This is a genomic window from Exiguobacterium sp. s21 (assembly GCF_018617975.1).
Taxonomy (GTDB): Bacteria; Bacillota; Bacilli; order Exiguobacteriales; family Exiguobacteriaceae; genus Exiguobacterium; species Exiguobacterium mexicanum_A.
Genome location: NZ_JACSLF010000001.1, coordinates 212,594 through 236,092 on the forward strand (window position 1 = coordinate 212,594; position 23,499 = coordinate 236,092).

Sequence of the window (23,499 nt, forward strand, 5' to 3'; positions counted from 1 at the left end):
TGATTTCTTTAATCTTTTTGATAAAAGTCACATTCATAGCCATCGGCATCAAGGAGCAGCCCTTTTGCCCAAGGTGGCACTTGACTCATTTGTTTACATACTTCAGTAACAGATGTTTGAGGATCGGCTTCAATAATTACTTCATCATGGACATGAGCCACAATACGATAAGTGCTAAGCATCTTCATTGCGTGCATCAAAATATCACGGGAGATGGCTTGAACAATATTCTCTACAAACTTAGGACCGTAACTTTCAAGACGCTCCCACTTCTTTGTTCCACCTACTCCTTCATAGGTAACAGACTCACCACCAAACTGATTCTCACCGATTCGAGGTTTTACATAGGCAAGCCTTCTGCCGGAGGGAATAACGATAAAAAGCATGCCACTAAAACAATGAAACTCGATGCCATGGGTTTCTTGTGATTTGTTTTCCTTCACGCATTGTTTAGCCGCCCGATCTACATCCCACCAGAACTGTGTGATGTTGGGATTAGACATTCTCCAGGCATTCACAAGCGGTTTTAACTCTTCCTCTTCAAGTCCCATTTCTAATGCACCCATGGCTTTTAGCGCACCAACAGAACCACCATATCCAAGTGCCAATTCAGCAATTTTACCCTTCTGTCTCAAGTGACCGTTCACACCATGCTTTTCAACGGGAACACTGAACATCTGGGAGGCAGATGCACAGTAGATATCGCCACCACTAGCAAATACCTTTGTTCGCCATGTTTCGCCTGCGAGCCATGAAAGCACACGAGCCTCAATGGCTGAGAAGTCAGCCACAATAAACTTATGACCCACTCTAGGTACAAAGGCTGTACGAATCAGTTGTGAGAGGGTATCTGGTATATCTTCATAGAGCAGTTCTAGTGTTTCAATATCACCATTTATAACAATATTTCGCGCCTCTTTTAAGTCTGGCATATGGTTTTGAGGGAGGTTTTGTAATTGCACAAGCCTTCCGGCAAAGCGTCCTGTTCTGTTAGCTCCATAAAACTGAAACATTCCTCTGGCGCGAGAATCACTACAGACCGCATTTTCCATCGCTGTATATTTCTTTACCGAGGATTTTGCCAGTTGCTGACGTAGCGAAAGAACTTCATTTAGTTCACCATCGGTTTCCTTAAGTTTCTCAGCGACAGCTTTTTTACCGAGAGTCTCCATCTTTAGACCGTTTTCAGAAAGCCAGCCTTTCATCTGTTGTACAGAGTTTGGGTTATCAAGGTTCGTTATCTGCTGCATGGCGGTTAGTAGTTTTTCATGAGATATGTCATCCATGGCGATGGCCTGTTTAACAAAATCCATATCCACCTTTATGCCTCGATCGTTGATTTCTTGGTCGAGATGATACTCATCCCAGATATCCTCTGGCACTGGAAACTTGATCAATCTTTGTTGTATCTGTATTTCTGCCTCCACATCACGCTTGTTATATGCTTTGAACTGCTGCCATTTATCGATTTCATCAGTGGGTAGGTTACGGGTTCTACCACCATTTATTTTTGTTGGAGTACATGGAAGACAAAAATATCGTATCAGGTCTTTACCCTCCGTCAGCTTTTGCTTTTCAAGTCCTAGCACTGCACCTACACCTTCTAAAGAAAGAGGTAAACCCATATAGGCAGACCAAACCATGGAACATTTCCATGAGGAAGGATTTAGATAAGTCCCAGTGGGATAGCCCAAATAACGTGAAAGGCATACTCGCTCAAACTGAGCATTAAATGCCCACTTCGTAATGGTTTCATCGGTTAAGGCATCTAGGATTTCTTTTGGAATCTTTTCTCCATTCATCAAATCGATGACCTTAATTTCATCACCGTCAACCGCATAACCAAACAGCATAACCTCAAAATCATCTGCTTCTACGTAACGATAAACACCACTTTTTTGTAGATTGGTAGATGAATAAGTTTCGATATCAATTTCTAAGTTCTTCATAGCTACCACCTTTCCTAAATGAAAAAAGTGGCAGAGGGAAGTCCTCCACCACCATCAAGTTTTCTATTCCTTTTAGGCAAGGAAGTCATCATCGACAAGAGTCGTAAAATCATCTACTGCAGAAGTCTTACCGCCTAGAGGTTCTCCGTCTCTAATTTTTTGAATGTTACCAAGACCACAAGCTACACCTTTATTACCATTTGAGTTGAAAGCATAGAAGTTAAGAGAAACCCTGCCATAACAACCGCTGTATACCTCGCTACGATCCAGTATCGGCTTAACACTTTTGTCTACAATCTGTGGCGCTGTCTTGCTATTCGCATTGATGAAGTAATGGCCTTTATAAGCCTCATCATCACGCTCTACATCACCATCACGCAGCGGTAGTTTAATGGCTGCCTTATTTGGTTTCTTACCACCAAACTTTGCGATACCTTCCTCTATGGCAGCATCAACTGCTGCATGGATAGCATTAATGGTTTCCTTGTCATCCTTTGGAATAAGGACGGATACGCTGTACTTTTCCGCACCACCATTAATGGATACAGGCTCCCAACCGTGGAAGTAAGAAAATCTTGAGTTTACACCTGTGATAACTTTTGTCTTGTTTTGCATATTTGCCATAATATTTAATCCTCCATAATTTCGTTAAATTCGTTTTTAGCATCTGCTACGTTCATAGCCGGTCTTTTATCTGAGTTTGGAACAAGAGTCGGCTTACCCGGTGGTTTGTAAATGAGGTCACCGAGGAGTTCCTCAAACTTGGATTTACCCATCAGTTTTTGCATCTCTGTCAGTGGAATAAGGCTCTTTCTGTAAATATCCTTATATCCACCTGCCACGGCTTTTTCTGCAATGGCTCCTTCATCTTTGTACTTACGAACCGAGCGACCTTCCACAACTTTAAAACCGTTCCACTCTTTACCGTGATTGACTGCTGCATCAGTGGCATAGGCTGTTATTTCATTCGCCCACTTGGTAAGGTCGGGAAGAATAAGTAAGATTTCTTCTATCTCAGCATCCGTCAGCAGAGGTGGCATCTTGAATTCTTTCTCTGCAAGTTTTAGCTTTTCTTCGGCTCTGGCCCGACATCTGTTTGCCGCTTTACAGAAGGTACACCATGGACCGGGGATGTATTCACCCTCACCATTAAAGGCCTTGACCGCCCTAGGCTTTAGTTCCTCTTCCGCCCAGCCTTTTAGTTCTTCCACCGGTATTGTCCAGGTGCTGACATTTTCTCTTCTTGGCTGAAAGATCGTCATGGACACTTCTTTAATGTCGTACAGGTGATCATAGATTCCAAGTGCTCCTAGGGCATACAGTTTCATCTGTGGATTGTCCACTGCATCAACTAGCACACCCAGTCCATATTTAAAGTCTACGATGTGAAGTCTGTCATCTGAAATGATTACACTGTCTCCTGTCCCAAAACCATCTGGAACATAACAAGAGAAGTCAAGACGTTGTTCAATAAGAACGATAGGATCTGTGCAAGACTTTCTTGCAAGTTCCACCTGCTCCATAACAAAGTCCACGTAAGCATCTGTACATTCCTCCATCTCATCAGAGTTATACTCAGAGATAGGTCGCTGACTTCTCATATGAAGTGCCTTTTTTAGTTTGTGTTCACACAGGTCATGAGCCGCTGTGCCTTCTTTTGCTGCCTCACCACTTTGGTCTTCAAACTCCAGTTCAAGTCTTGCAGAGGGTAGGCAGTTAAGCCACCTGTGGGATGAGGATGCAGATAATATTGCATGATTACCCATTTCCAAGACCCTCCGCATCTTTCAAGATGTCAGCGTAGTAAGCCTTGTCAACCGCACTTAACTTGTCTGCACCATACTTTTGAATGAGTCCTCGCACTTCGGCAGTAAACCCAATCTGGCTCTTTTCAGCAAGTACCATACGCACTTTTTCCAGTGGGATATCCGGCTCGTTTGCTGTTTCTGTCTTTGTGGCAGGCACTTCTTTGGGAGCAGAATCACTTTCTGCCATTGCATTACAAACCGCCTGTATGCTGTCAGCAAGACTTCGCATATCATTTACCACTTCAAGCAGTAATTTTATTTTGCTCAAGGTCAGTACCTCCTTTCGTCATTTCACAGATAGATAGTTCCTCGATGCTATCTCCAGGGATCACAATCGTTACACGCTGTTTACTCCCTAAAAGAAAGCGAAGAATTCGTTCCCTTACGGACACATTACGGTAGGTAACAAGTCCGCCTGTCTGTGGCTTCTTAGAAACACTAATTTTGAGATTGTGTTTCATATCCATCACCTCTTTCCAAAGGGCGATTTATTTGTTGCCCTCTACCTAGTAGCCACGGGAGGTAATAGAATCTGACGGTTTAGAAAAAAAGAATACCTACCAAAGAGAAATACTCCTTGATAGGCAATCTTACTAGTTCTTATTTCAAGAGTTCATTGACCCTTTTTTGTACCGAAATGTAGTCATAACCGGCATTTGTAAGTTTGTTTTTTCGATCTTGTCCGTTACCCCAATCGCCACGAATGACTTCCTTTGCGATGGCATCAATCGACTTTTTACTAGATAGCATTTCATTGACCTTTGATTGCACTGCCACATAATCATAGCCTGCATCCGTTAAGCGTTTCTTTCGTTCTTCACCATTACCCCACAAGCCTTGAATGACTTCCTTGGCCAGCGTCTCGATCGATTTCTTTTCTGTAGGAGCAGGTGCATTTTCTTCTTTAGCAAGATGATTTAGCCCAGCCCTTTGGATAATCGTTTTGTAATCCTTATAGGCATAGTTCATATCTAGGTTACCTGAGTAACCACTTAGTTTACCTTTGCTTGAATACTGCCAGATACCATGACGAAGTGTCGGTTCTTTACTCGACCACTGAGCGACCCAGAAATCATAAGGTGCTAGACGATCCAGTTCTGTCAAATCTTGAAACCAAGAACTAGACGCATAGATACCGGCATAATAGCCTGCATTTTCTACGGTTTCACAAAAGCCTACTAAAGCATCGGTAATGGCTTTCTTGCCACTTGGTCGCTGGTGATAATTATCCTCTGTATCAATAAAAACGGGATAAGAGATGGTCTTGCCTTTGATAATTTCAAGGCATTTCTTCGCTTCTGCTACGCCTTTGGCATTAGTATTCGCACAGCTGTACCAGTAAACACCGATAGGAATACCTCTCTCGTGAAAGGCTTTGTAGTGTTTTTCAAAGGCATCATCTTTGTGTAAACTCACTCCTGTACCGTGACCGGTGTATCCTGCACGTAGAATGACAAAACCAACCTCTTTTGCAAGCATGTCATAGTTTATCTGACTTGGCTTTTGCCACGTACTGATATCGATTCCTTTAGTTTTCATGATTATTCCTCCTTCTCGCTCTTGTTATGAAGCTGTTCTAATACATCTTTTAGTTTCTCTGGGATAGGTAGTCCAAGGTGAGCTGAATTTTCTAACAGCGAAATCCCCTCATTCGATAAGTAGAAGAAAACAATCGCTGTTCTTAGTACGCTCCCATCACCAATCACATAGACATCTAAAATATTGGCCACACCCACTAAAACAAAAATCAGCACTTTACGGCTGATTCCGATAAATCCCACTTCACTTGATAGGGTCTTATCAGCGATTGCACATAAGACACCTGTTAGATAGTCGATGACTACAAAGACTAGTAGCGCATATAAAAATCCGTCTGCTCCTCCTAAAAACCATCCGAAGAATCCACCGATTGCTGTTATCACAACTTGGATCCAGTTCCATATTTCTTTCATTTAAAATTCCTCCTTTTGATGAAATAAAAAGAACACCTACTTTTGCAGATGTTCCTTTGATTACTCTATTTGTTTTGGTAGCCACTCCCAGAGTCTTAAATCCTCCTGCCCTAGTGACCACATACACATGCCTCGAAGTTTCCACCGATAAGCTGCTTCATTTGCCCAGTACACAAGGCTATCCACATCCTGATAATAAAGAATGGAAAATCCGTCACCATCACCTAAGAAAATACGAGATATCCAGATGTTAATATCCCTTGGAATGATGGTGACACTGTAGTCCTTTCCGCACTGGATGGACGGCATCATATCCGAATGAAAAAAGTCATAATCAAGAGAGATGCTTTCACTTCTTGTGGCTGATTCTTCAATGTCTGCTGTTAAAGTAAACACTTGAAACTCATCATCCCAAGAACAGTTACTTCTTGATAGCCTGCCATAAGATTTAAATGTTCCATCGGGCATAAGCACGTCAAAGCGTTCATAAGGCTCATAGGTCCAGGCATCACCTAAGCGAAGCAACTGACAATGGACTTTATTATCCGAACGAATACCTGCATACCCTGTCACATCCGAGCAAGTGGCTGTAAAGCGCAGTGTATTGGATGCAGAGGAATAGACCCGCACTTGATTGCCACGCTTTCGAATTTCTAGAGTATAAAAGCTTGGATTCGATCGAATGTTTGCGGCCGATGTTTTTGAAAAGCTGGTGGCATAACTACCTTTTAAAGTAGAACCTTCATACAGTTCAATGCGCTGGTTATCATAATTAAAGCAACAATAAATCGTTCCAATAAAAACACCTGCCTTGCCACTAAAGGTTTCAGGAAAAATAATCTGCGCCCTTAAGTGGATATCTGAAAAATTGTTGTAGTTCCATGCTAACTGCCCCTTACCCTCCAGTTGGGAATAGGGTCTATTCATCGAACTGCTTGTATCTTGCCAAACACTCCATTCACCCGATAAGGTTGTCCAGTAGCTTTGGGGGAGAGGGTTCTCATCTCTAAAATCCTCATACCACACAAGGGCTGAATCTGCTTTTCTTCTAAGCATCTCGAATGTCAACTTAAAACCTGTTGCAGGCCCGACCATATCTCCGTTTATATCTTTGAAATGTCTAGGAGCAAGGGTATATTCTGCTTCACCAACTGTTGGCTCCTCAGAAAATGAAGAACAGACTCTAAATCCATAAAACTGTGCACCCTTTGCCCCAAGCGAAATGGTGATGGTATGTGTTCCTTGAGAAAGGCTCACTCCTTTTTTCAGTACCATCCAGAAAGTCGTTCTCCAATAAGGCCACCACAGTCTGTTTTCAGAAAAATTCACCAATCTTGGATAACTTCCCTCATAGTAAAAATCCGCGATTATCCTTCCGGCTTAGAACCAGACCTCAAATCACGGAAAGCCTTTATTTACTTATCTTATTACATCCTTACTTATCTACCCTTGACATCAATACTACCGTCTCAACGTGCGCCGTATGCGGGAACATGTCGACTGGGGTGACTTCGACTAATTTGTAGCCACGGTCGGCGAGGTAACGCATATCGCGCGCTTGCGTCGCGACGTTACACGACACGTAAACGATCCGCTTCGGTGCCATCTCGACCATCGTCTCGAGGAACGACTCGGCACAACCTTTACGCGGCGGGTCGACGACGATGACGTCCGGATTGATGCCATCCTTCTTCCACTGTGGCAACACATCTTCTGCCGCGCCACACGCGTACGTCACATTGTCGATCTCGTTGACAAGCGCGTTCTGTTTCGCGTCCTCGATCGCTTCCGGTACGACTTCGACGCCGTACACGTGCGCCGCTTTCCGGGCGAGGAACAGACTGATCGTCCCGATGCCGCAATAGGCGTCGACGACTTGTTCCGTCCCCGTGAGTTGCGCGTATTCGAGCGCCTTGCCGTACAGTTTCTCCGTCTGGACCGGGTTGACCTGGAAGAACGAGTGCGGGGAAATCGTGAACGTCAATCCACCGATCTTATCCTCAATCGTCTCATGGCCATATAACAGTTTGTTCGTCGACCCTAAGATGACGTTCGTCTTGTCCGGGTTGACGTTTTGCATGATCGACGTCACGTCCGGCAGACGTTTCAAGATGTCGGCGACAATCTCGTTGACGCCTTTGATTTTCGTCGTCTTCGTGATGAGGACGAGCATCAATTCACCCGAATGGTAGCCGTAACGGGCCATGACGTGGCGGATGACGCCGCGCCCGGTCTTCTCATCGTATGCCGGCACGCCGTGCGCCGCGAGCACGTCACGGACGACTTGGACGGCCTCATCGTTGCGCTCATCTTGAATGAGACATTCCTTCATCTCGACGATATCGTGCGAACGTGGACGATAGAAACCGGCGACGAGGCGACCGGCCTCGTCTTTGAACGGCACTTGTGCCTTGTTGCGGTAACGCCATGGTTCCGGCATGCCGATTGTCTCGTGGACAGGCACATCGAATTGGCCAAGTCGCTTCAACGCATCGACGACACGGTCCCGTTTTTGACGGAGCTGGCCGTCGTAACTGAAGTGTTGGAGCTGACAGCCCCCGCACTGATAGAAAATCGGGCACGGTGGCTCGACGCGGTCCGCACTCGCTTCTTTCACATCGAGCAAGCGGGCGAACCCGTACTGTTTATTCGTCTTCGTCACGACGATTTCCACGGTCTCTCCCGGAAGTGCGTTCGGGACGAACAGCGTATAACCGTCGACGCGTGCCACGCCCGCGCCCTCATGCGTGAGATCGTGGATGTGGACATCGAGACGGTCATTCTTTTGGACTGGTAACATGAGTCTCTCCTTTCCCGATTCAAAAAATAGTGTGTATTGGTTCATACCCGTTCCAAGCGAACGAAAAGCTCGGCGTGTGCGCCACGCCGAGCCGAATCATTCTGCTTTCTCGTTCGCTACGTTGAACAGCTATTTAATCATCTGTTCGCGTTCATACTGGGCGTTCAAGTCTTCCATCTCACGGATGCGCGCGTTTGGTGCGAGCACCGTCAAGTGACGGAACAAGTTTCGCATCTCGCCCGTGCATTCGCCGCCGTATTCACCGTCGATGTTGAGACTCATCCGTTCCGTCGTCGTCTTCATCTTGACGCGTCCCGTCTTGACGTGCTCGACGAGCGGACTCGACAAGTGCTCACCACGGAGCAACAAACGGACGACGTGGATGAACTCGAACAAGTTACACTTGCGCAAGATGAACAAATCGAACAGACCGTCGTTCAGTGAGGCGTGTGGTGAAATCTTCTCAAAGCCACCGACCGAGTTCGAGTTCGACGTGAGGAAAATCATGACCTCGCCGCTGAACGTGCCCTCGTCGTGCTCGAGCTCGATATACGTCGGCTTGATGAGTGGAAGCTTCTCCATCCCTTTGACGTAATAGGCGAGCTGACCGAGCGCCGTCTTCAGTTTCGACGGCACCTCGTATGACAGCTCCGTCATGATGCCGCCGCCGGCGATATTGATGAAGTAGTGGATATCCCCTGTCTCCCCTTCAATCTCACCGAGGTCGACCGGCATCTCGAATCCGTCACAGATGACGTCGAGGGCACCGACGACGTTGAGCGGAATCCGCATCGCTCGGGCAAAGTCGTTCGTCGTTCCGACTGGGATGAGCCCGATCGTCGGACGCGTGTCGAGCGGGGCGAGTCCCGAGATAACCTCGTTCAGCGTCCCGTCCCCACCAGCCGCGATAATCAAGTCGAACTCGGCCTCCGCGGCTCGAACGGCTTCGAGCGTCGCGTCGCCGATTGCTTTCGTCGCGTACGTCGACGTCTCATAACCCGCATCCTCGAGGCGGTTCAAAATGTACGGGAGTTCCCGTTTGATCACTTCTTTTCCAGATGTCGGGTTATAGATGACCCGTGCGCGTTTTCGTTGCATACTGTTCTCTCCCCATGCTCAAGTCGAGCGAAAAGCGAGACACAAGTGCCTCGCCGCTTGTTTAGCGTTTGGCAATCTCTTCGTGGAACAAGCCATCGAGGAGTGCCGGGTTCGCCATCCCTTTCGTCTGCTTCATGATCTGCCCGATGATAAAGCCTTTGGCACGGTCTTTCCCGTTCTTAAAGTCTTCAATCATCTGCGGATGCGCTTCGAACAAGTCGAGGATGTAGCCGCGGAGCAAGCTCTCGTCCGAGATTTGGGCGAGACCGTTCGCTTCGACGTACGCCTTCGGCTCGGCGCCTTCTTCGATCATGGCTGTGAACACGCGTTTGGCGATCTTCGAAGAAATTGTACCTTCTCCAATCAAACGAATCAACTCCGCAAGCGAGCTCGGCGTCAATTTCATCGTCTCGATCGTATCGTCCGATTTGTTCAAGTGACCGAGCACTTCGCCCATGAGCCAGTTCGCGGCCGCTTTCGGTTCGGCACCGGCCGCAGTCGTCGCTTCGAAGAAGTCCGAGAACTCCCGCGTCGACGTGAGCGCCTTGGCGTCATAAGCCGACAAGCCGTAGTTGTTCATATAACGTTCGCGACGTGCGACCGGAAGTTCCGGAAGCGTGGCGCGGATGCGTTCTTTCCATTCCTCATCGATCTCGAGACGGACGAGGTCCGGCTCTGGGAAGTAGCGGTAATCGGCCGCCCCTTCTTTGACACGCATGAGAATCGTCTTCTTCGCCGCCTCATCAAAACGGAGCGTCTCTTGACGCATGACGCCGCCCGTGATGAGGAGTTTGCGGTGACGCTCTTCCTCATACTCGAGCGCCTTTAAGACGTTCGAGAACGAGTTCAAGTTTTTGAGCTCCGTCTTCGTGCCGAACGGCTCTTGACCGAACGGACGGACCGAGATGTTACAGTCGCAACGAAGCGACCCTTCTTCCATCTTGACGTCCGAGACGCCCGCGAACGAGAGCACTTCTTTCAAGCGCTCGAGGTACGCGACAGCATCTTTCGGTGAACGCATGTCGGCCTCACTGACGATCTCGATGAGTGGTGACCCGGTCCGGTTGAAGTCGACGACCGAGTGTTTCTCGCCCGTGTGGTTCATCTTCCCGGCATCTTCCTCGAGATGGACGCGTTCGATGCGGAACCGCTTCATCTCACCGTCGACTTCGACGTCGACGTGACCGTTGAAACCAATCGGCTGGTCGAACTGCGAGATTTGATACGCTTTCGGCGTATCTGGATAGAAATAGTTCTTGCGGTCGAATTTCGTGTCGGTCGCGATTTCGCAGTTGAGTGCCATCGCGGCCTTAATGGCGAGATTGACCGCCTCTTCGTTCAATTTAGGCAAGACGCCCGGGTGTCCGAGACAAATCGGACACGTCTGTGTATTCGTTTCGGCACCGTATGTGCGCGAGCAGCCACACCAAATCTTCGACTTCGTGCTCAGCTCGGCGTGCACCTCGATCCCGATGATCGTTTCAAAGTTCATCGTACGTCCTCCTTAGAGCTGTGGCATCTTGAAACCGCCGTTTGCTTGTTCAAAAGCATGGGCCACGCGGTAGAGTGTTGGTTCACTGAAATGGTTCCCGATGATTTGTAAACCGACCGGGAGGCCTTCTGACAAGCCAGCTGGTACCGAGATGGCCGGAATGCCCGCCAAGTTGACCGGAATCGTCATAATATCGTTGGCATACATCGTGAGCGGGTCTTCGAGCTGGTCACCGAGTTTGAACGCGACCGTCGGCGCAGTCGGTCCGATGATTGCATCGTAGTCGGCGAACACGTTCGCGAAGTCTTGCTTCATGAGCGTGCGGACCTGCTGTGATTTCTTGTAGAACGCATCGTAATAACCCGAGCTGAGTGCATACGTCCCGAGCATGATGCGGCGTTTCACTTCTTCCCCGAAACCTTGTTCGCGCGAGTACGTGAACACTTCTTCGAGCGCATCGGCCTCGGCGCGGCGTCCGTAACGGATGCCGTCAAACCGGGCAAGGTTCGAAGATGCTTCCGATGACGCGAGCAAGTAGTATGTCGGGAGCGCATATTTCACCGTCGGGAGCGAGACCGTCTCGACCGTCGCACCGAGCGACTTGAGCGTCTCGACCGCTTGTTCAATCTGTTTACGGACACCGTCTGACACGCCTTCGGCCATGAACTCTTTTGGAAGCGCGAGCTTCATGCCTTTGATATCACCGTGAAGCGATTTCGTGTAATCCGGAAGGTCGACCGTTGCTGACGTCGAGTCCATGTCGCAATGACCGGCAATCGCGTTCAACAAGTAGGCGTTATCTTCGACCGTACGTGTGAGCGGACCGATTTGGTCGAGCGACGAGGCGAATGCGACGAGGCCGTAACGTGAGACGAGGCCATACGTCGGTTTCATCCCGACGACGCCACAATAGGCCGCCGGTTGACGAATCGAGCCACCCGTATCCGAGCCGAGGCTGAATAAGACTTGGCCGGCCGCGACCGTTGCCGCTGAACCGCCTGACGAACCGCCTGGTACGCGCGTTGGGTCCCACGGGTTACGGACGACTTTGAACGCCGAGTTCTCGTTTGATGAACCCATCGCGAACTCGTCCATGTTCAACTTCCCGATTGTGACGGCACCGGCGTCATGGAGACGCTCGACGACCGTCGCGTCATGGGCCGGGACAAAGTTTTCGAGGAACTTCGAGGCACACGTCGTGCGTGTCCCTTTCGTGACGATGTTGTCTTTGACGCCGATCGGCAAACCGAAGAGCGGGTTGCCCGAGGTTTTGGCGAGCTCGTCCATCCGTTTCGCCTGTTCGAACGCGTCTTCGTTGAGCGTCAAGAAGGCACCGATTTTCTCGTCGGTCGCCTCGATGCGGTCAAATGATTCTTTGACGAGGTCGGATACCGTGACTTCGCCTTCTTTTATAAGCGTATGCAGCTTGGCTACACCGTGATCAAATAAACTCATGAAGGGCCTCCTTATTCAAAGACCGCTGGGACACGGACTTGGCCGTTCTCCCAATCAGGTGCCATCCGTTCGACTTCCTCGCGTGGAAGTGAAGGACGAACCTCGTCTTTGCGTAGTACGTTTTTCAAATCTAGGGCATGGGTCGTCGGGATGACGCCCGTCGTATCGAGTTCATCGAGTTGCTCGGCGAACTCGAGGATTTTTGTCAATTGCTCCGTGAAGTGCGTCACTTCATCTTCTGTGATCGCAAGTCGGGCGAGTCCGGCGACGTGCCGAACTTCAGCTTCTGTGATTCGAGCCAAAGGTTCCACCTCCAACAGTTTTCAATACATCGTCCATTATCATACCACTTTTTTATAAGACAAAAAAGAAAATCCCATCTCACCAATCTTGATGTCTTTTTTGAAAACTTAGGGAATGTCCCTGTAATATTGACTCGTTTCCAAAAACGCCTATTCGGTCCGTCCCCTAATCTCATTATGCTTAGAAAGAAGCATTATTTTTCGAGGGGGATTCCTATGTCAATCCGTAATAAACTAATCGTCGCCTTCACCGTCTTGCTCGTGTTGTTGCTCGGGGTGAGCGGCTACTCATTCTATGCATTGAACGCGTCCAAGGCCGCCCAGCAAGATATGAACGTCTCGTGGGTGCCGGGGATGGACCAAATTCATCAAGTCGATAAACAGCTGCTTCAGATTCGCCAACAGATGATGCGTCACGCCTTGGTCGAAGACGAGGTGACGAAGCAAAACGTCGAAACGAACCTCGACACGGGCATCACGATTCTCGAGCAACAGATGAGCGGTTATGAGTCGACCATCATCACGAAAGCCGACCAGGAGCTGTTCGATCAAGCGACGGACCAATGGACGACATTTAAAACGAATATCGAAGAGCTCGTCCGCATCTCGAACGCGGACGGTCAAGCCGCAGCCGATGCCTATATCCGGGACACGGCGACACCGGCCGCCGATGCCTTCTCGAACACGCTCGGTCTGCTCGTCAACTTGAACCGCGACGCGATTCGGTCTGACACGGAATCCGGTGCGGCGCTGTTCGAGCAAGTTCAGTTCACGCTCATGGTCATCATGGCCGCGGCGGTCGTCTTTACAGTATTGATGATGGTATTCATCTTCCGTTCGATCTTCGAACCGCTCAAAGAGTTCAAACTGAAGATGCGCGAACTCGCCACGAGCCAAGGCGATTTGACGACCGCCATCCCGGTGAAGCGACGCGACGAGTTCTCGGGACTCGCCCGCGACTTCAACCAGTTCCTCGCCAATCTTCGACAATTGATTTTGCAAGTGAACGGTGTGTCGCACGGGGTGACCGAACAGTCGGCACGCATGTATGACGAGTTGCGCGAGCTCGACACGTACATGACAACGACGGCCGCCACGACCGAGGACTTGACGGCCGGGATGCAACAGACGGCCGCGAGTGCCCAAGAGATGAACGCGTCGGCTTCCGACATGGAACGGACGCTCCACCATATCGTGACGATGGCCGCCGAGCGAAAAGCCGAGGCCGCACAAATCGATGCCCGTGCCGTCGCCCTGCGTGACCATGCCGTCGAGGCGAAAGCGTCCGCACTCAGTGTCCTGTCATCGACACGTGTCAATTTGGAGAAAGCGATGCAGGATGCCAAAGCCGTCCGGGAAATCGCGACACTCACGAATGACATCCTCGACATCGCCGCCCAGACGAATCTCCTGTCCTTGAACGCCTCGATCGAAGCCGCTCGGGCCGGTGAAGCGGGACGCGGGTTCGCCGTCGTCGCCGATGAGATTCGAAAACTGGCGGAGACGAGCCGGACGACCGTCGAACGGATTCAAGCCATCTCGACGACCGTGCTCCACTCCGTCGACCATTTAAATGACACGTCGAGCGAGATGCTCGGTTTCCTCGATACGAACGTGTTGAAAGACTATGACCAGCTTGAGGAAGCGGCCGAGCATTACAGTGAGGACGCCGGCCGATTCGAGACGACCGCATCAGAATTCGCCGATGCCGCCGTCGAACTCGAACAGTTGACGTCGAACATGATCGGGGTCATCCAAGATGTCGCCGTCACGGTCAACAACGGGGCGCTTGGCACACAAGAAATCGCCGAAAAAGTGACCATGTCCGTCGACCGCTTCAGCGAGTTGAACCGCGTTACCGAAGCCTCCCAACAGAAAATGGATGAATTGAACGAGTTGATCGGTCAATTCAAAGTGTAAACGGTTGATGCATCGATTCGCGAACAGCGAGTCGGTGCATCTTTTTTCAGTCTAGGTGTGAGCATTTCAGTCATGATTGGAACACGGTCTCTCGACGCCTCAGAACATGACAAACGGCCGCCCGAAAACGACCGTTTGCGTGGCTCATCCGACGGCGCCGAAGACTCCTGAGGGACCAGCGGACGAAGGGAGACCCAGCAGCGTTAAGCGATGCGGCTCCCTGCTCGCCCCTAGGAAAGCGGAGGCGCCAAAAAGGATGAGCCGTAAAACATGTATGAATCGGCAAAAGGAAGCGTCCTCGCTTGAGGATGCTTCCTTTTGGTTAAGCCGCTTGCCGCAGTTCTTTTTGCCGTTCGAGCTCGAAACGCTTCGTCTCGGCGACGACGACACCCGACAAGAACAAGAGACCAATCAAGTTCGGGATCGCCATCAGCCCGTTGAAGACGTCCGAGATGGCCCAAATCAAGTTCAAATTCGTCGTCATCGCGCCGAGTCCGGCGACGAGGATATAGACGACACGATACGGCATGATCGCTTTTTCCCCGAGCAAGTAATGGACCGACCGTTCCCCGTAATAACACCAGCCGATCAACGTCGAGAAGGCGAAGAAGACGAGCGAAATCGTGACGATCAGTTCTCCGATCGGCCCGAGGAAGTACGCGAACGATGCTTGCGTCAACTCGATACCTTGGAGCCCGCTCGTATATTGACCGCTCATGACGATCGTCAACCCGGTGATCGAACAGATGATGAGCGTATCAATCAATACTTGCGTCATCGAGACGAGTGCCTGTCGTCCCGGGAAATCGGTCTTCGCCGCAGCCGCTGCGATTGGTGCCGAGCCGAGACCCGCCTCGTTCGAGAACACGCCGCGGGCGACCCCGTAACGGATGGCCGCACCGAGCGCCCCGCCACCGATGGCCTCCGCACTGAACGTGCTCGAGAAGATGGTCGCGAACGCCGATGGGATCAACTCGTAATTCGTGACGAGAATGACGAGACCGTCTCCGACGTACGCGGAAATCATGACCGGCACGAATACGCCGACGACTTTCCCGATTGATTTGACACCGCCGAGGATGACGAATCCTGTTAGCACCATGAGCACGATACCCGTCACGAGCATCGGAATCCCGAATGACGTGTTGAGCGCCAGACTGATCGAATTCGTCTGGACACCGTTACCGATGCCGAACGCAGCGATCGCAGCGAACAAGGCGAACGTCATCCCGAGCCATTTCTTCTTCAAGCCGTGCTCCAAATAATACATCGGCCCGCCGGCAATCTCGCCCCGCTCATCGACGACACGATATTTGACGGCGAGGATCGCCTCGGCGTACTTCGTCGCCATCCCGAAAGCCACATCCAGACAATGGCGCCCGGTCCCCCGAGGACGACCGCCGTCGCGACACCGACATGTTCCCGGTCCCGACCGTTGCCGCGAGCGCCGTCATGAGCGCTTGGAAGTGAGAGATGTCCCCGCGTTGTTTTTTCTGTTTCTCCGCTTCCGCTCCCGTCTTCGGTTTCGGGATGAACGCTTCTTTCAGCCCGAAACCGAGCCGCGTCACTTGGATAAAGCCGAGCCGGAACGTCAAATAAACACCTGTCCCAATCAATAAAATCAATAGATGTGGGCCCCAGACGAGATTCGATAGACTCGTCACCCATGATTCAAATTGCTCCATACTCTTATGCCCCCTATGTAAATCTGGTGTTCACTGTTCCTTCATATTTTTCAGAACATTCTCAACTTCGTCAAGTTGACAAGGCATTAATCCGGTCCGGTGTCGTGTAATATTTTTGTAATATACCACTTTTGCGCTTTATCTTACCCTGATTCTGAATTTAGTATTTGAAATAAAATTGTAATGCGAGGCGCACAAAAAAACGGCCCCCGTTTTGGAAGCCGTCTCGTTTCATGTCGTGAGCGCCGCGACGACCTCGTCGACGTGTCCGTTCACTTTCACACTGCGCCATTCCTGTTCGATATAGCCGTCCTCGTTGATGAGGAACGTCGAACGGACGATGCCATAGTACTCTTTCCCGTAATTCTTTTTCGATTGCCAAACGCCGTATAGCTCCGACACCTCATGCGTGTCGTCAACGAGCAAATCGAACGGCAGCTCATGTTTGGCGATGAAGTTTTGGTGCTTCTTCTGGCTATCGGCCGAGATGCCGAGGACGACGGCCCCGTTCAATCGCGGTGTCGCATCGCGGAAGTCACATGCCTCGGTCGTACAACCCGGTGTCGCGTCCTTCGGGTAGAAATAAAGCACGACTTTCTGCCCCCGGTAGTCCTCGAGCGAGATCATGTCCCCATTTTGGTTCGGTAATGTGAATGTCGGTGCTAACATGTTGCTTCCTCCTTATCCGAACGACGGGTCGACGAGATTCTCGTCATAACCGTCGATCGCTTGTTCTAATTTTTGTTTGAGCGGTTCGAGCACTTCGAGATACTCGACCGGATCTTCTGTTGCAGCGGCCTTTTTAAGTGCCGCCTCATTGTCGGTATACCACGTCCGGTACGCCTCGAAGTAGTTGGCCATCGTGTCTTGGTTCTCCGGCACCGTGAGCGTCTCGGCCATGAGCAAGAAGACGTTATTGTCGGCCTCGAGCGCGACGTAGTCGGTTTGGGCGTTCACTTGGTCATAAATCGGGCCAGCCTCGTCTTCCGGCACTTCGGCGAGACGGGCGTTCGCTTCTGCATTCACGCCGTACTCGTTCGCCTCGATTCCCGTCAACATGTCGCCAACTTCCCCAATCACGTCGGCCGGGATAAGAGCCGGGGTGACGACGAGTTTCCAGTCCTCCCCTTCTTTGATAGCGACTTTCGAGAGTCGGTTCGGCAGTTCATTGCCGTCCGCGTCCTCCATCTCATGGACGATGAACGCGACGTCCCCGTCCTCGTTCACCCAGCTCTCGTACATATCGCCTGGTGTGAGCTCGCGCGTCTTCGCGCCCGTTGCCGGGATGTCAGTCAACTCGCCCGCATAGTCGATGGCTTTGAGTGCCGCCGCATCACCGTTTTCGAGCGCTTGTTGGTATGACGTATACAAGGTCTCGACCGCTTCCGGGAGCGGCGTTTTCGTCTCTTCGGCCGCCTCTTCCGTCGGCGTTTCGTCCGCCGTCCCGCATCCCGCGAGCAACACGGTCAGCGCGAGCGGCATCATCCACTTGTTCATTCAATCATTCCCTTCGCAAGTCGTCCTGTACCCTCATCCTACCACGACTCGATTTCGAGCGAAAACGACACGCTTTTCTGGAAAATTGTTTCACTAGGATTTCACCAAGATTTTCGATACAATACAGACGTAAGCGCTTAACTGCTTGATCACTTTTTAAGGGGGAACGAGAATGATTCCATACAAACATGAACCATTCACAGACTTTACAAACAAAGAGAACGCCGCAGCCATCCAAGCGGCAATCGAGAAGGTGAACGGTGAGCTCGGGAAAGACTATCCGCTCGTAATCGGTGGGGAAAAAGTTACGACGGAAAGCAAAATCACGTCTTACAACCCAGCTAACAAAGAAGAAGTCATCGGACACGTCTCGAAAGCGAACCAAGAGCTCGCGGAGCGTGCGATGCAAGAAGCGCTCACTGCGTTCGACTCATGGCGTCACGTCGACCCGGCCGTCCGTGCCGACGTCTTGTTCAAAGCGGCGAACATCGTCCGCAAACGCAAGCACGAGTTCTCGGCCTACCTCGTCAAAGAGGCAGGCAAGCCGTGGAACGAAGCAGACGCAGATACAGCAGAAGCGATCGACTTCATGGAGTACTACGCACGTCAAATGCTCGAGCTCAAACCAGGTAAAAAAGTCGAGAGCCGTCCGGGCGAATACAACCGCTATGACTACATCCCACTCGGGGTCGGGATTGTCATCAGCCCTTGGAACTTCCCGTTCGCGATCATGGCAGGGACGGCCGTCGCGGCCATCGTCGCCGGTAACACGATCCTCTTGAAACCAGCTTCGACGACACCGATCGTCGCTGCGAAATTCGTCGAGGTCATGGAAGAAGCAGGCTTGCCGAAAGGTGTCCTCAACTTCATCCCGGGACCAGGCGCTGAAGTCGGTGACTACCTCGTCGACCATCCGAAGACACGCTTCATCAGCTTCACAGGCTCACGTGACGTGGGCTTGCGCATCAACGAGCGCGCCTCGAAATTGAACGACGGCCAAATCTGGCTCAAACGTGTCATCGCTGAGATGGGCGGAAAAGACACGATCGTCGTCGACGAATCAGCGGACCTCGAACTCGCGGCCCAATCGATCGTCAAATCAGCATTCGGTTTCTCAGGTCAAAAATGTTCGGCTTGTTCACGTGCCGTCATCGTCGACAGCGTGTATGACAGGGTGCTCGATCGCGTCGTCGAATTGACGAACGAACTCTCGGTCGGCAACACCGAGCAGAACGAACACTTCATGGGACCGGTCATCGATGCGGCCGCGTTCAAGAAGATCACGTCATACTTCGATGTCGCCAAAGAAGAAGGCAAGATCGTCGCCGGCGGAAAAGCGGACGACTCGACAGGCTACTTCGTCGAGCCGACGGTCGTCGCCGACGTCGCACCGAAAGCACGTCTCATGCAAGAAGAGATCTTTGGACCGATCGTCGCCTTCACGAAAGCGAAAGATTTCAAAGAAGCGATCGACATCGCTAACAACACGGAGTACGGCTTGACGGGTGCCGTCCTCACGCGTGACCGCTCAAACCAAGAGTACGCGCGTCAGAACTTCCACGTCGGCAACTTGTATTTCAACCGTGGCTGCACAGGCGCCATCGTCGGCTATCAGCCGTTCGGCGGGTTCAACATGTCAGGAACAGACTCGAAAGCAGGCGGACCGGATTACATCCAGCTCCACATGCAAGCAAAAACGACGTCTGAGACGTTTTAATCCATCAGCCCGGCTCATTGGAGTCGGGCTGTTCACTACATAAAGGAGCGTCGACGCAACCGTCAGCGCTCCTTTTGTCATGCCCTCACCCGAGCGCTACATCTAAAATCATCATGATCGTGAAGCCGAGCATCAATGCCATCGATGCCATATCTTTATGCCCGTTCTCTTGCGACCCAGGGATGACCTCTTCGACGACGACGAAAATCATCGCCCCGCCGGCAAACCCGAGCATACTGTCCATCAACCGCGCGTTGATCGACTTCGTCATAAAGACGATGGCCGCCCCAAGCGCGGTCATCCCCCACGTGAACATCGTCCCGAGCAGTGCCTGCATGGCCGGGCTCAGTTGAGCCACCCATTCCCACATCACCGTCGCCCCCTTTTCACCTTATTCTTTTCCCGGGACACACGCGTTGCTAACGACAAAAAAAGAGGAGAGCCGGTTCGCTCTCCTCCATACTATTAAAACGCGCGCATCAAGTTCGCCATCTCGATGGCCGCCGTTGCCGCTTCCCAGCCTTTGTTCCCGGCTTTCGTGCCGGCGCGCTCGATGGCCTGCTCGATCGTCTCGGTCGTCAAGACGCCGAAGATGACCGGTACTTCTGACTGATAACTTGCTTGGGCGACACCTTTCGCCGCTTCGCTGCAAACGTAGTCGAAGTGCGGCGTCGCCCCGCGGATGACGGCACCGAGTGTGATGACGGCGTCATATTTCTTGCTCATCGCCATCTTTTTGGCGACGAGGGGGAGTTCGAACGCTCCCGGGACGAATGCGATCTCGACGTCATCTTGTTCGACGCCGTGGCGCTTGAGCGCATCTTTCGCCCCGTCCAGCAAGCGCATCGTGATGAGATCATTGAACCGTCCGACGACGATTCCGACTTTCAAGCCTTTTCCGACCAAGTTTCCTTCAAATGTATGCATCATGATTCTTCTCCTCCAAAGTGGTTCATTTTTTGTTGTTTCGTCATTCGGTACTTCTCGTTCGCTGCATGGGCGCCGACGATAATCGGGACACGTTCGATGACCGTGATCCCGCACGCTTCCAAGGCGTCGACTTTTTCCGGGTTGTTCGTCATGAGCCGGACTTTCGTGATCCCGAGGTCACGAAGCATCGCCGCGCTGACCCGGTAATCGCGTAAATCGGCGTGCAGACCGAGCGCGACGTTCGCCTCGACCGTATCAAGCCCTTGTTCTTGTAGTTCGTACGCCTTCAACTTGTTGAGCAGACCGATGCCGCGCCCTTCTTGTCGCATGTACAAGATGACACCGCCTTCGGCTTCCACTTTCGCCATCGCTGTGTCGAGTTGTGGCCCGCAATCGCAACGATAGGAGCCGAACACGTCGCCGGTCAGACACTCGGAATGGATGCGGACGAGCGGCGCATGTTCGAGTTCACCTTTCAGGAGTGCGACGTGCTCTTCCCGGTCGAGGACGTTCCGATACCCGATCAATCGGAAGTCCCCTTTCACCGAGGGGAGCGAGACGTCCGCCTCTCGACTGGCGAGGTCCGTCTCCATATAGCGGACGAGCGCCTCGATCGTGATGAACTTTAAACCATGCGCTTCCGCGACGCGTTCAAGGTCCGGCACCCGGGCCATCTCGCCGTCCGGGCGGATAATCTCACAGATGACGGCGACCGGTTCACTTCCGGCGAGTCGCGCCAAATCGACCGACGCTTCCGTATGTCCACGTCGTACCGAGACGCCACCTTTTTTCGCGATGAGCGGGAAGATATGTCCCGGACGTTGAAAATCAGCCGGACGGGCGTTGATGTTCGCGAGTTCGCGCACTGTATGGGCCCGTTCGCTCGCCGAGATGCCCGTCGTCGAATCGATGTGATCGACGCTGACCGTGAACGCCGTCCCGTGTGGATCGGTGCTGTTTGCGACCATCGGCTGCAAGTCGAGCCGGACGGCCACTTCTTCGGCGAGGGAGGCGCAGACGAGTCCTTTCCCTTCCGTGATGAGGAAGTTCATCGTCTCTGCGGTCATTTTATCCGCGAGCACGACGAAGTCCCCTTCGTTCTCACGGTCCTCATCGTCGACGACGATAATCGGTCGTCCCATCTTCAAGTCTTCGACTGCTTCTTCAATCGTGTGGAACATTACCATCCCGCCTTTCCATACCCTTGCGACGCCAGCGATTCGAGCGTCATCGGTTTTTGACTTACGAGTTTTTCCATATATTTAGCTAACATGTCACATTCCAAATTGACCGCGTCTCCTGCCTGTTTCATCCCGAGCACCGTCTCACTGTACGTATGCGGGATAAGCGACAACGTGAATCCGCGTTCGGTGACATCAAACACCGTCAAGCTCGTCCCGTCGACCGAAATCGAACCTTTCGGGACGATATAGCGGAGGAGCGACGGCTCACAGCTGATGTCGACATAGACGGCGTTCGCGAGCGACCGTTTTTTGACGATGCGTCCGACCCCGTCGACGTGACCCGAGACGAAATGGCCGCCGAAGCGTCCGTTCGCGGGCATGGCCCGCTCCAAGTTGACGCTCGTACCGGGGCGGACCCCGTCGAGACTCGACGCCTTGAGCGTCTCCGGCATGACGTCGACCGAGAAACTGTCGCGGTCGAACGTCGTCACGGTGAGACAGATGCCGTTGACGGAGATGCTGTCACCGAGCTTCACATCCTCGAGGACGACCTGTCCGGCGAGCGTGAGCCGGAGAGACGGACCGTTCCGCTTTACTGCCTTGACACTGCCAATCTCTTCAACGATTCCCGTGAACATCGGACTCCTCCTTTCGCATGATCAGTTTGATATCGGTGCCGACCGTCTCGACCGATTGAACCTCATACCGTTCGACCGCATCGAGCGGCCCATCATGATGCGAGCGGTAGAAACCGCCCTTGCCGCCGAATACGCGTGGCGACTGGTACATGACCCACTCGTCGACGAACTGTCCGTCCAAGAGTGAAGTGACGAGTGTCGGTCCCGCTTCGACGAGCATACGACCGATGCCGCGTGCGTAGACGTCTTGCAGGACAGCTTCGAGCGATGTGTAGTCGGCGATTTCGACGCCATTCGCTGTCAGCGCGTCACGTTTTGTTTGGTCGTCCGAAGTCGTGTACAGAAGCACCGGTACGTCGGTCGCCGTTCGGACGAGCTGACTCGAGAGCGGCGTACGCAACTCACGGTCGAGCACGATTCGGAGCAGTTGTGTCGTCTCACGGTCGAGCCGGACGGTGAGTGCCGGATCGTCGGCGAGGACGGTGCCGACACCGGTCAAAACGGCGTCGACCGTCGCCCGCAGTTCATGGACGTCCCGTCTCGCTACTGTCCCGGTCACCCACTTGCTGTCACCGTGATCGAGCGCGACTTTGCCGTCGAGGCTCGTCGCCGTCTTCAAGATGACATAAGGCCGCTTCGTCTCGAGTGAACGCAAGAACGCCGTATTGAGCGCCCGCGCCTCACGCTCGAGTAGCCCGACCTCGACGTCAATCCCGGCCGCTTTCAACCGGGCGATGCCGCGCCCTGACACGAGCGGGTTCGGGTCTTCCATCGCGACGACGGCACGCTTGATGCCGGACTCGACGAGCAGATCGGCGCACGGTGGCGTCTTGCCGTAATGCGAGCACGGTTCGAGCGTGACGTAAATCGTCGCACCGTACGCGGCAGCGCCGGCCATGCGGATGGCGTGCACCTCGGCGTGCGCTTCTCCTGCCTTCAAGTGGGCACCGAACCCGACGACCCGGCCGTCCTTGACGACGACGGCGCCGACGCGCGGGTTGATGCCGGTCGATGAGGCGAACTTGGCCAATTGGATGGCTTGTTGCATGTACTGATTCATAATCTCCCTCCT

The 23,499-nt window shown here is 52.2% G+C and carries 22 protein-coding genes and 1 pseudogene; 2 read left to right on the forward strand and 21 right to left on the reverse strand.

The features are described from left to right. Nucleotides 1-8: 8 nt before the first annotated feature. The 13 genes from KNP06_RS01125 to gatC form a co-directional block, all read right to left on the reverse strand. Nucleotides 9-1,949, reverse strand: coding sequence for a DNA polymerase (locus KNP06_RS01125; RefSeq protein WP_214710946.1), 1,941 nt, complete (start codon nucleotides 1,947-1,949; stop codon nucleotides 9-11). Nucleotides 1,950-2,021: 72 nt separating this feature from the next. Further along, nucleotides 2,022-2,573 (reverse strand): DUF2815 family protein, encoded by a 552-nt coding sequence (locus KNP06_RS01130; RefSeq protein WP_003762660.1) that lies wholly within the window; start codon nucleotides 2,571-2,573, stop codon nucleotides 2,022-2,024. A gap of 5 nt (nucleotides 2,574-2,578) precedes the next feature. Continuing rightward, nucleotides 2,579-3,715, reverse strand: coding sequence for a DUF2800 domain-containing protein (locus tag KNP06_RS01135; protein WP_214710945.1), 1,137 nt, complete (start codon nucleotides 3,713-3,715; stop codon nucleotides 2,579-2,581). Continuing rightward, nucleotides 3,708-4,025, reverse strand: coding sequence for an rRNA biogenesis protein rrp5 (locus KNP06_RS01140; RefSeq protein ID WP_214710944.1), 318 nt, complete (start codon nucleotides 4,023-4,025; stop codon nucleotides 3,708-3,710). The genes KNP06_RS01135 and KNP06_RS01140 overlap by 8 nt, the downstream gene beginning before the upstream one ends. Then, the gene (locus KNP06_RS01145; RefSeq protein WP_073127413.1) at nucleotides 4,000-4,218 is read right to left on the reverse strand and encodes a hypothetical protein; all 219 of its coding nucleotides are present in this window, start codon (nucleotides 4,216-4,218) and stop codon (nucleotides 4,000-4,002) included. Before KNP06_RS01145 ends, KNP06_RS01140 begins: the two co-directional genes overlap by 26 nt. Nucleotides 4,219-4,357: 139 nt before the next feature. Further along, nucleotides 4,358-5,296 (reverse strand): GH25 family lysozyme, encoded by a 939-nt coding sequence (locus KNP06_RS01150; RefSeq protein ID WP_214710943.1) that lies wholly within the window; start codon nucleotides 5,294-5,296, stop codon nucleotides 4,358-4,360. Nucleotides 5,297-5,298: 2 nt separating this feature from the next. Then, on the reverse strand, nucleotides 5,299-5,709 hold the full coding sequence (locus tag KNP06_RS01155) for a phage holin family protein (RefSeq protein ID WP_214710942.1): 411 nt from the start codon (nucleotides 5,707-5,709) through the stop codon (nucleotides 5,299-5,301). A 60-nt stretch (nucleotides 5,710-5,769) separates the two neighbouring features. Then, the gene (locus tag KNP06_RS01160) at nucleotides 5,770-6,984 is read right to left on the reverse strand and encodes a hypothetical protein (RefSeq protein ID WP_214710941.1); all 1,215 of its coding nucleotides are present in this window, start codon (nucleotides 6,982-6,984) and stop codon (nucleotides 5,770-5,772) included. Nucleotides 6,985-7,144: 160 nt separating this feature from the next. Beyond that, a complete protein-coding gene (rlmD, locus tag KNP06_RS01165) occupies nucleotides 7,145-8,509 on the reverse strand; it encodes a 23S rRNA (uracil(1939)-C(5))-methyltransferase RlmD (RefSeq protein ID WP_214710940.1) in 1,365 nt (454 codons plus the stop codon). Nucleotides 8,510-8,638: 129 nt separating this feature from the next. Continuing rightward, nucleotides 8,639-9,607 carry a diacylglycerol kinase gene (locus KNP06_RS01170; protein ID WP_214710939.1) on the reverse strand — a complete coding sequence of 323 codons (969 nt, stop codon included), beginning with the start codon at nucleotides 9,605-9,607 and terminating at the stop codon, nucleotides 8,639-8,641. Nucleotides 9,608-9,668: 61 nt separating this feature from the next. Then, nucleotides 9,669-11,099 carry an Asp-tRNA(Asn)/Glu-tRNA(Gln) amidotransferase subunit GatB gene (gatB, locus tag KNP06_RS01175; protein ID WP_214710938.1) on the reverse strand — a complete coding sequence of 477 codons (1,431 nt, stop codon included), beginning with the start codon at nucleotides 11,097-11,099 and terminating at the stop codon, nucleotides 9,669-9,671. Between the two features lie 12 nt (nucleotides 11,100-11,111). Continuing rightward, nucleotides 11,112-12,554 carry an Asp-tRNA(Asn)/Glu-tRNA(Gln) amidotransferase subunit GatA gene (gene gatA / locus KNP06_RS01180; protein ID WP_214710937.1) on the reverse strand — a complete coding sequence of 481 codons (1,443 nt, stop codon included), beginning with the start codon at nucleotides 12,552-12,554 and terminating at the stop codon, nucleotides 11,112-11,114. Nucleotides 12,555-12,565: 11 nt separating this feature from the next. Continuing rightward, nucleotides 12,566-12,856 (reverse strand): Asp-tRNA(Asn)/Glu-tRNA(Gln) amidotransferase subunit GatC, encoded by a 291-nt coding sequence (gene gatC / locus KNP06_RS01185; protein ID WP_021066487.1) that lies wholly within the window; start codon nucleotides 12,854-12,856, stop codon nucleotides 12,566-12,568. Between the two features lie 216 nt (nucleotides 12,857-13,072). Here gatC and KNP06_RS01190 point away from each other — a divergent pair, with 216 nt between their 5' ends. Then, nucleotides 13,073-14,776: a methyl-accepting chemotaxis protein gene (locus KNP06_RS01190; RefSeq protein ID WP_214710936.1), complete on the forward strand. Its 1,704-nt coding sequence runs from the start codon at nucleotides 13,073-13,075 to the stop codon at nucleotides 14,774-14,776. A gap of 322 nt (nucleotides 14,777-15,098) precedes the next feature. Here the strand turns inward: KNP06_RS01190 and KNP06_RS01195 are convergent. The 3 genes and pseudogenes from KNP06_RS01195 to KNP06_RS01205 all read right to left on the reverse strand — a co-directional run bounded on the left by KNP06_RS01195 (nucleotide 15,099) and on the right by KNP06_RS01205 (nucleotide 17,958). Next, nucleotides 15,099-16,461, reverse strand: a pseudogene (locus tag KNP06_RS01195) (alanine/glycine:cation symporter family protein). A gap of 231 nt (nucleotides 16,462-16,692) precedes the next feature. Further along, a complete protein-coding gene (bcp, locus tag KNP06_RS01200; protein ID WP_214710935.1) occupies nucleotides 16,693-17,130 on the reverse strand; it encodes a thioredoxin-dependent thiol peroxidase in 438 nt (145 codons plus the stop codon). A 12-nt stretch (nucleotides 17,131-17,142) separates the two neighbouring features. Beyond that, nucleotides 17,143-17,958, reverse strand: a complete 816-nt coding sequence (locus KNP06_RS01205; RefSeq protein ID WP_214710934.1) for a nuclear transport factor 2 family protein — start codon at nucleotides 17,956-17,958, stop codon at nucleotides 17,143-17,145. 172 nt (nucleotides 17,959-18,130) lie between these two features. Between KNP06_RS01205 and pruA the strand changes: the two genes are divergently transcribed. Beyond that, nucleotides 18,131-19,675: an L-glutamate gamma-semialdehyde dehydrogenase gene (gene pruA / locus KNP06_RS01210; protein WP_214710933.1), complete on the forward strand. Its 1,545-nt coding sequence runs from the start codon at nucleotides 18,131-18,133 to the stop codon at nucleotides 19,673-19,675. A gap of 85 nt (nucleotides 19,676-19,760) precedes the next feature. Here the strand turns inward: pruA and KNP06_RS15380 are convergent, their stop codons facing one another. The 5 genes from KNP06_RS15380 to ribD form a co-directional block, all read right to left on the reverse strand. Further along, on the reverse strand, nucleotides 19,761-20,045 hold the full coding sequence (locus KNP06_RS15380) for a ZIP family metal transporter (RefSeq protein ID WP_214710932.1): 285 nt from the start codon (nucleotides 20,043-20,045) through the stop codon (nucleotides 19,761-19,763). Nucleotides 20,046-20,140: 95 nt separating this feature from the next. After that, on the reverse strand, nucleotides 20,141-20,605 hold the full coding sequence (gene ribH, locus KNP06_RS01220) for a 6,7-dimethyl-8-ribityllumazine synthase (protein ID WP_034778766.1): 465 nt from the start codon (nucleotides 20,603-20,605) through the stop codon (nucleotides 20,141-20,143). Continuing rightward, on the reverse strand, nucleotides 20,602-21,786 hold the full coding sequence (gene ribB, locus KNP06_RS01225; protein WP_214710931.1) for a 3,4-dihydroxy-2-butanone-4-phosphate synthase: 1,185 nt from the start codon (nucleotides 21,784-21,786) through the stop codon (nucleotides 20,602-20,604). Before ribB ends, ribH begins: the two co-directional genes overlap by 4 nt. Further along, nucleotides 21,786-22,427: a riboflavin synthase gene (ribE, locus tag KNP06_RS01230; RefSeq protein WP_214710930.1), complete on the reverse strand. Its 642-nt coding sequence runs from the start codon at nucleotides 22,425-22,427 to the stop codon at nucleotides 21,786-21,788. Before ribE ends, ribB begins: the two co-directional genes overlap by 1 nt. After that, entirely contained in the window at nucleotides 22,408-23,487 is a 1,080-nt protein-coding gene (gene ribD / locus KNP06_RS01235) for a bifunctional diaminohydroxyphosphoribosylaminopyrimidine deaminase/5-amino-6-(5-phosphoribosylamino)uracil reductase RibD (protein ID WP_214710929.1), read from the reverse strand. The genes ribE and ribD overlap by 20 nt, the downstream gene beginning before the upstream one ends. Nucleotides 23,488-23,499 lie beyond the last annotated feature (12 nt).

Bases quoted from the DNA above. Each gene is read 5' to 3' on its own strand.
- KNP06_RS01125 (WP_214710946.1), bottom strand. From the start codon at position 1,949: ATGAAGAACTTAGAAATTGATATCGAAACTTATTCATCTACCAATCTA.
- KNP06_RS01130 (WP_003762660.1), bottom strand. From the start codon at position 2,573: ATGGCAAATATGCAAAACAAGACAAAAGTTATCACAGGTGTAAACTCA.
- KNP06_RS01135 (WP_214710945.1), bottom strand. From the start codon at position 3,715: ATGGGTAATCATGCAATATTATCTGCATCCTCATCCCACAGGTGGCTT.
- KNP06_RS01145 (WP_073127413.1), bottom strand. From the start codon at position 4,218: ATGAAACACAATCTCAAAATTAGTGTTTCTAAGAAGCCACAGACAGGC.
- KNP06_RS01150 (WP_214710943.1), bottom strand. From the start codon at position 5,296: ATGAAAACTAAAGGAATCGATATCAGTACGTGGCAAAAGCCAAGTCAG.
- KNP06_RS01155 (WP_214710942.1), bottom strand. From the start codon at position 5,709: ATGAAAGAAATATGGAACTGGATCCAAGTTGTGATAACAGCAATCGGT.
- KNP06_RS01160 (WP_214710941.1), bottom strand. From the start codon at position 6,984: ATGGTACTGAAAAAAGGAGTGAGCCTTTCTCAAGGAACACATACCATC.
- rlmD (WP_214710940.1), bottom strand. From the start codon at position 8,509: ATGTTACCAGTCCAAAAGAATGACCGTCTCGATGTCCACATCCACGAT.
- KNP06_RS01170 (WP_214710939.1), bottom strand. From the start codon at position 9,607: ATGCAACGAAAACGCGCACGGGTCATCTATAACCCGACATCTGGAAAA.
- gatB (WP_214710938.1), bottom strand. From the start codon at position 11,099: ATGAACTTTGAAACGATCATCGGGATCGAGGTGCACGCCGAGCTGAGC.
- gatA (WP_214710937.1), bottom strand. From the start codon at position 12,554: ATGAGTTTATTTGATCACGGTGTAGCCAAGCTGCATACGCTTATAAAA.
- KNP06_RS01190 (WP_214710936.1), top strand. From the start codon at position 13,073: ATGTCAATCCGTAATAAACTAATCGTCGCCTTCACCGTCTTGCTCGTG.
- bcp (WP_214710935.1), bottom strand. From the start codon at position 17,130: ATGTTAGCACCGACATTCACATTACCGAACCAAAATGGGGACATGATC.
- KNP06_RS01205 (WP_214710934.1), bottom strand. From the start codon at position 17,958: ATGAACAAGTGGATGATGCCGCTCGCGCTGACCGTGTTGCTCGCGGGA.
- pruA (WP_214710933.1), top strand. From the start codon at position 18,131: ATGATTCCATACAAACATGAACCATTCACAGACTTTACAAACAAAGAG.
- KNP06_RS15380 (WP_214710932.1), bottom strand. From the start codon at position 20,045: ATGTGGGAATGGGTGGCTCAACTGAGCCCGGCCATGCAGGCACTGCTC.
- ribH (WP_034778766.1), bottom strand. From the start codon at position 20,605: ATGATGCATACATTTGAAGGAAACTTGGTCGGAAAAGGCTTGAAAGTC.
- ribB (WP_214710931.1), bottom strand. From the start codon at position 21,786: ATGTTCCACACGATTGAAGAAGCAGTCGAAGACTTGAAGATGGGACGA.
- ribE (WP_214710930.1), bottom strand. From the start codon at position 22,427: ATGTTCACGGGAATCGTTGAAGAGATTGGCAGTGTCAAGGCAGTAAAG.
- ribD (WP_214710929.1), bottom strand. From the start codon at position 23,487: ATGAATCAGTACATGCAACAAGCCATCCAATTGGCCAAGTTCGCCTCA.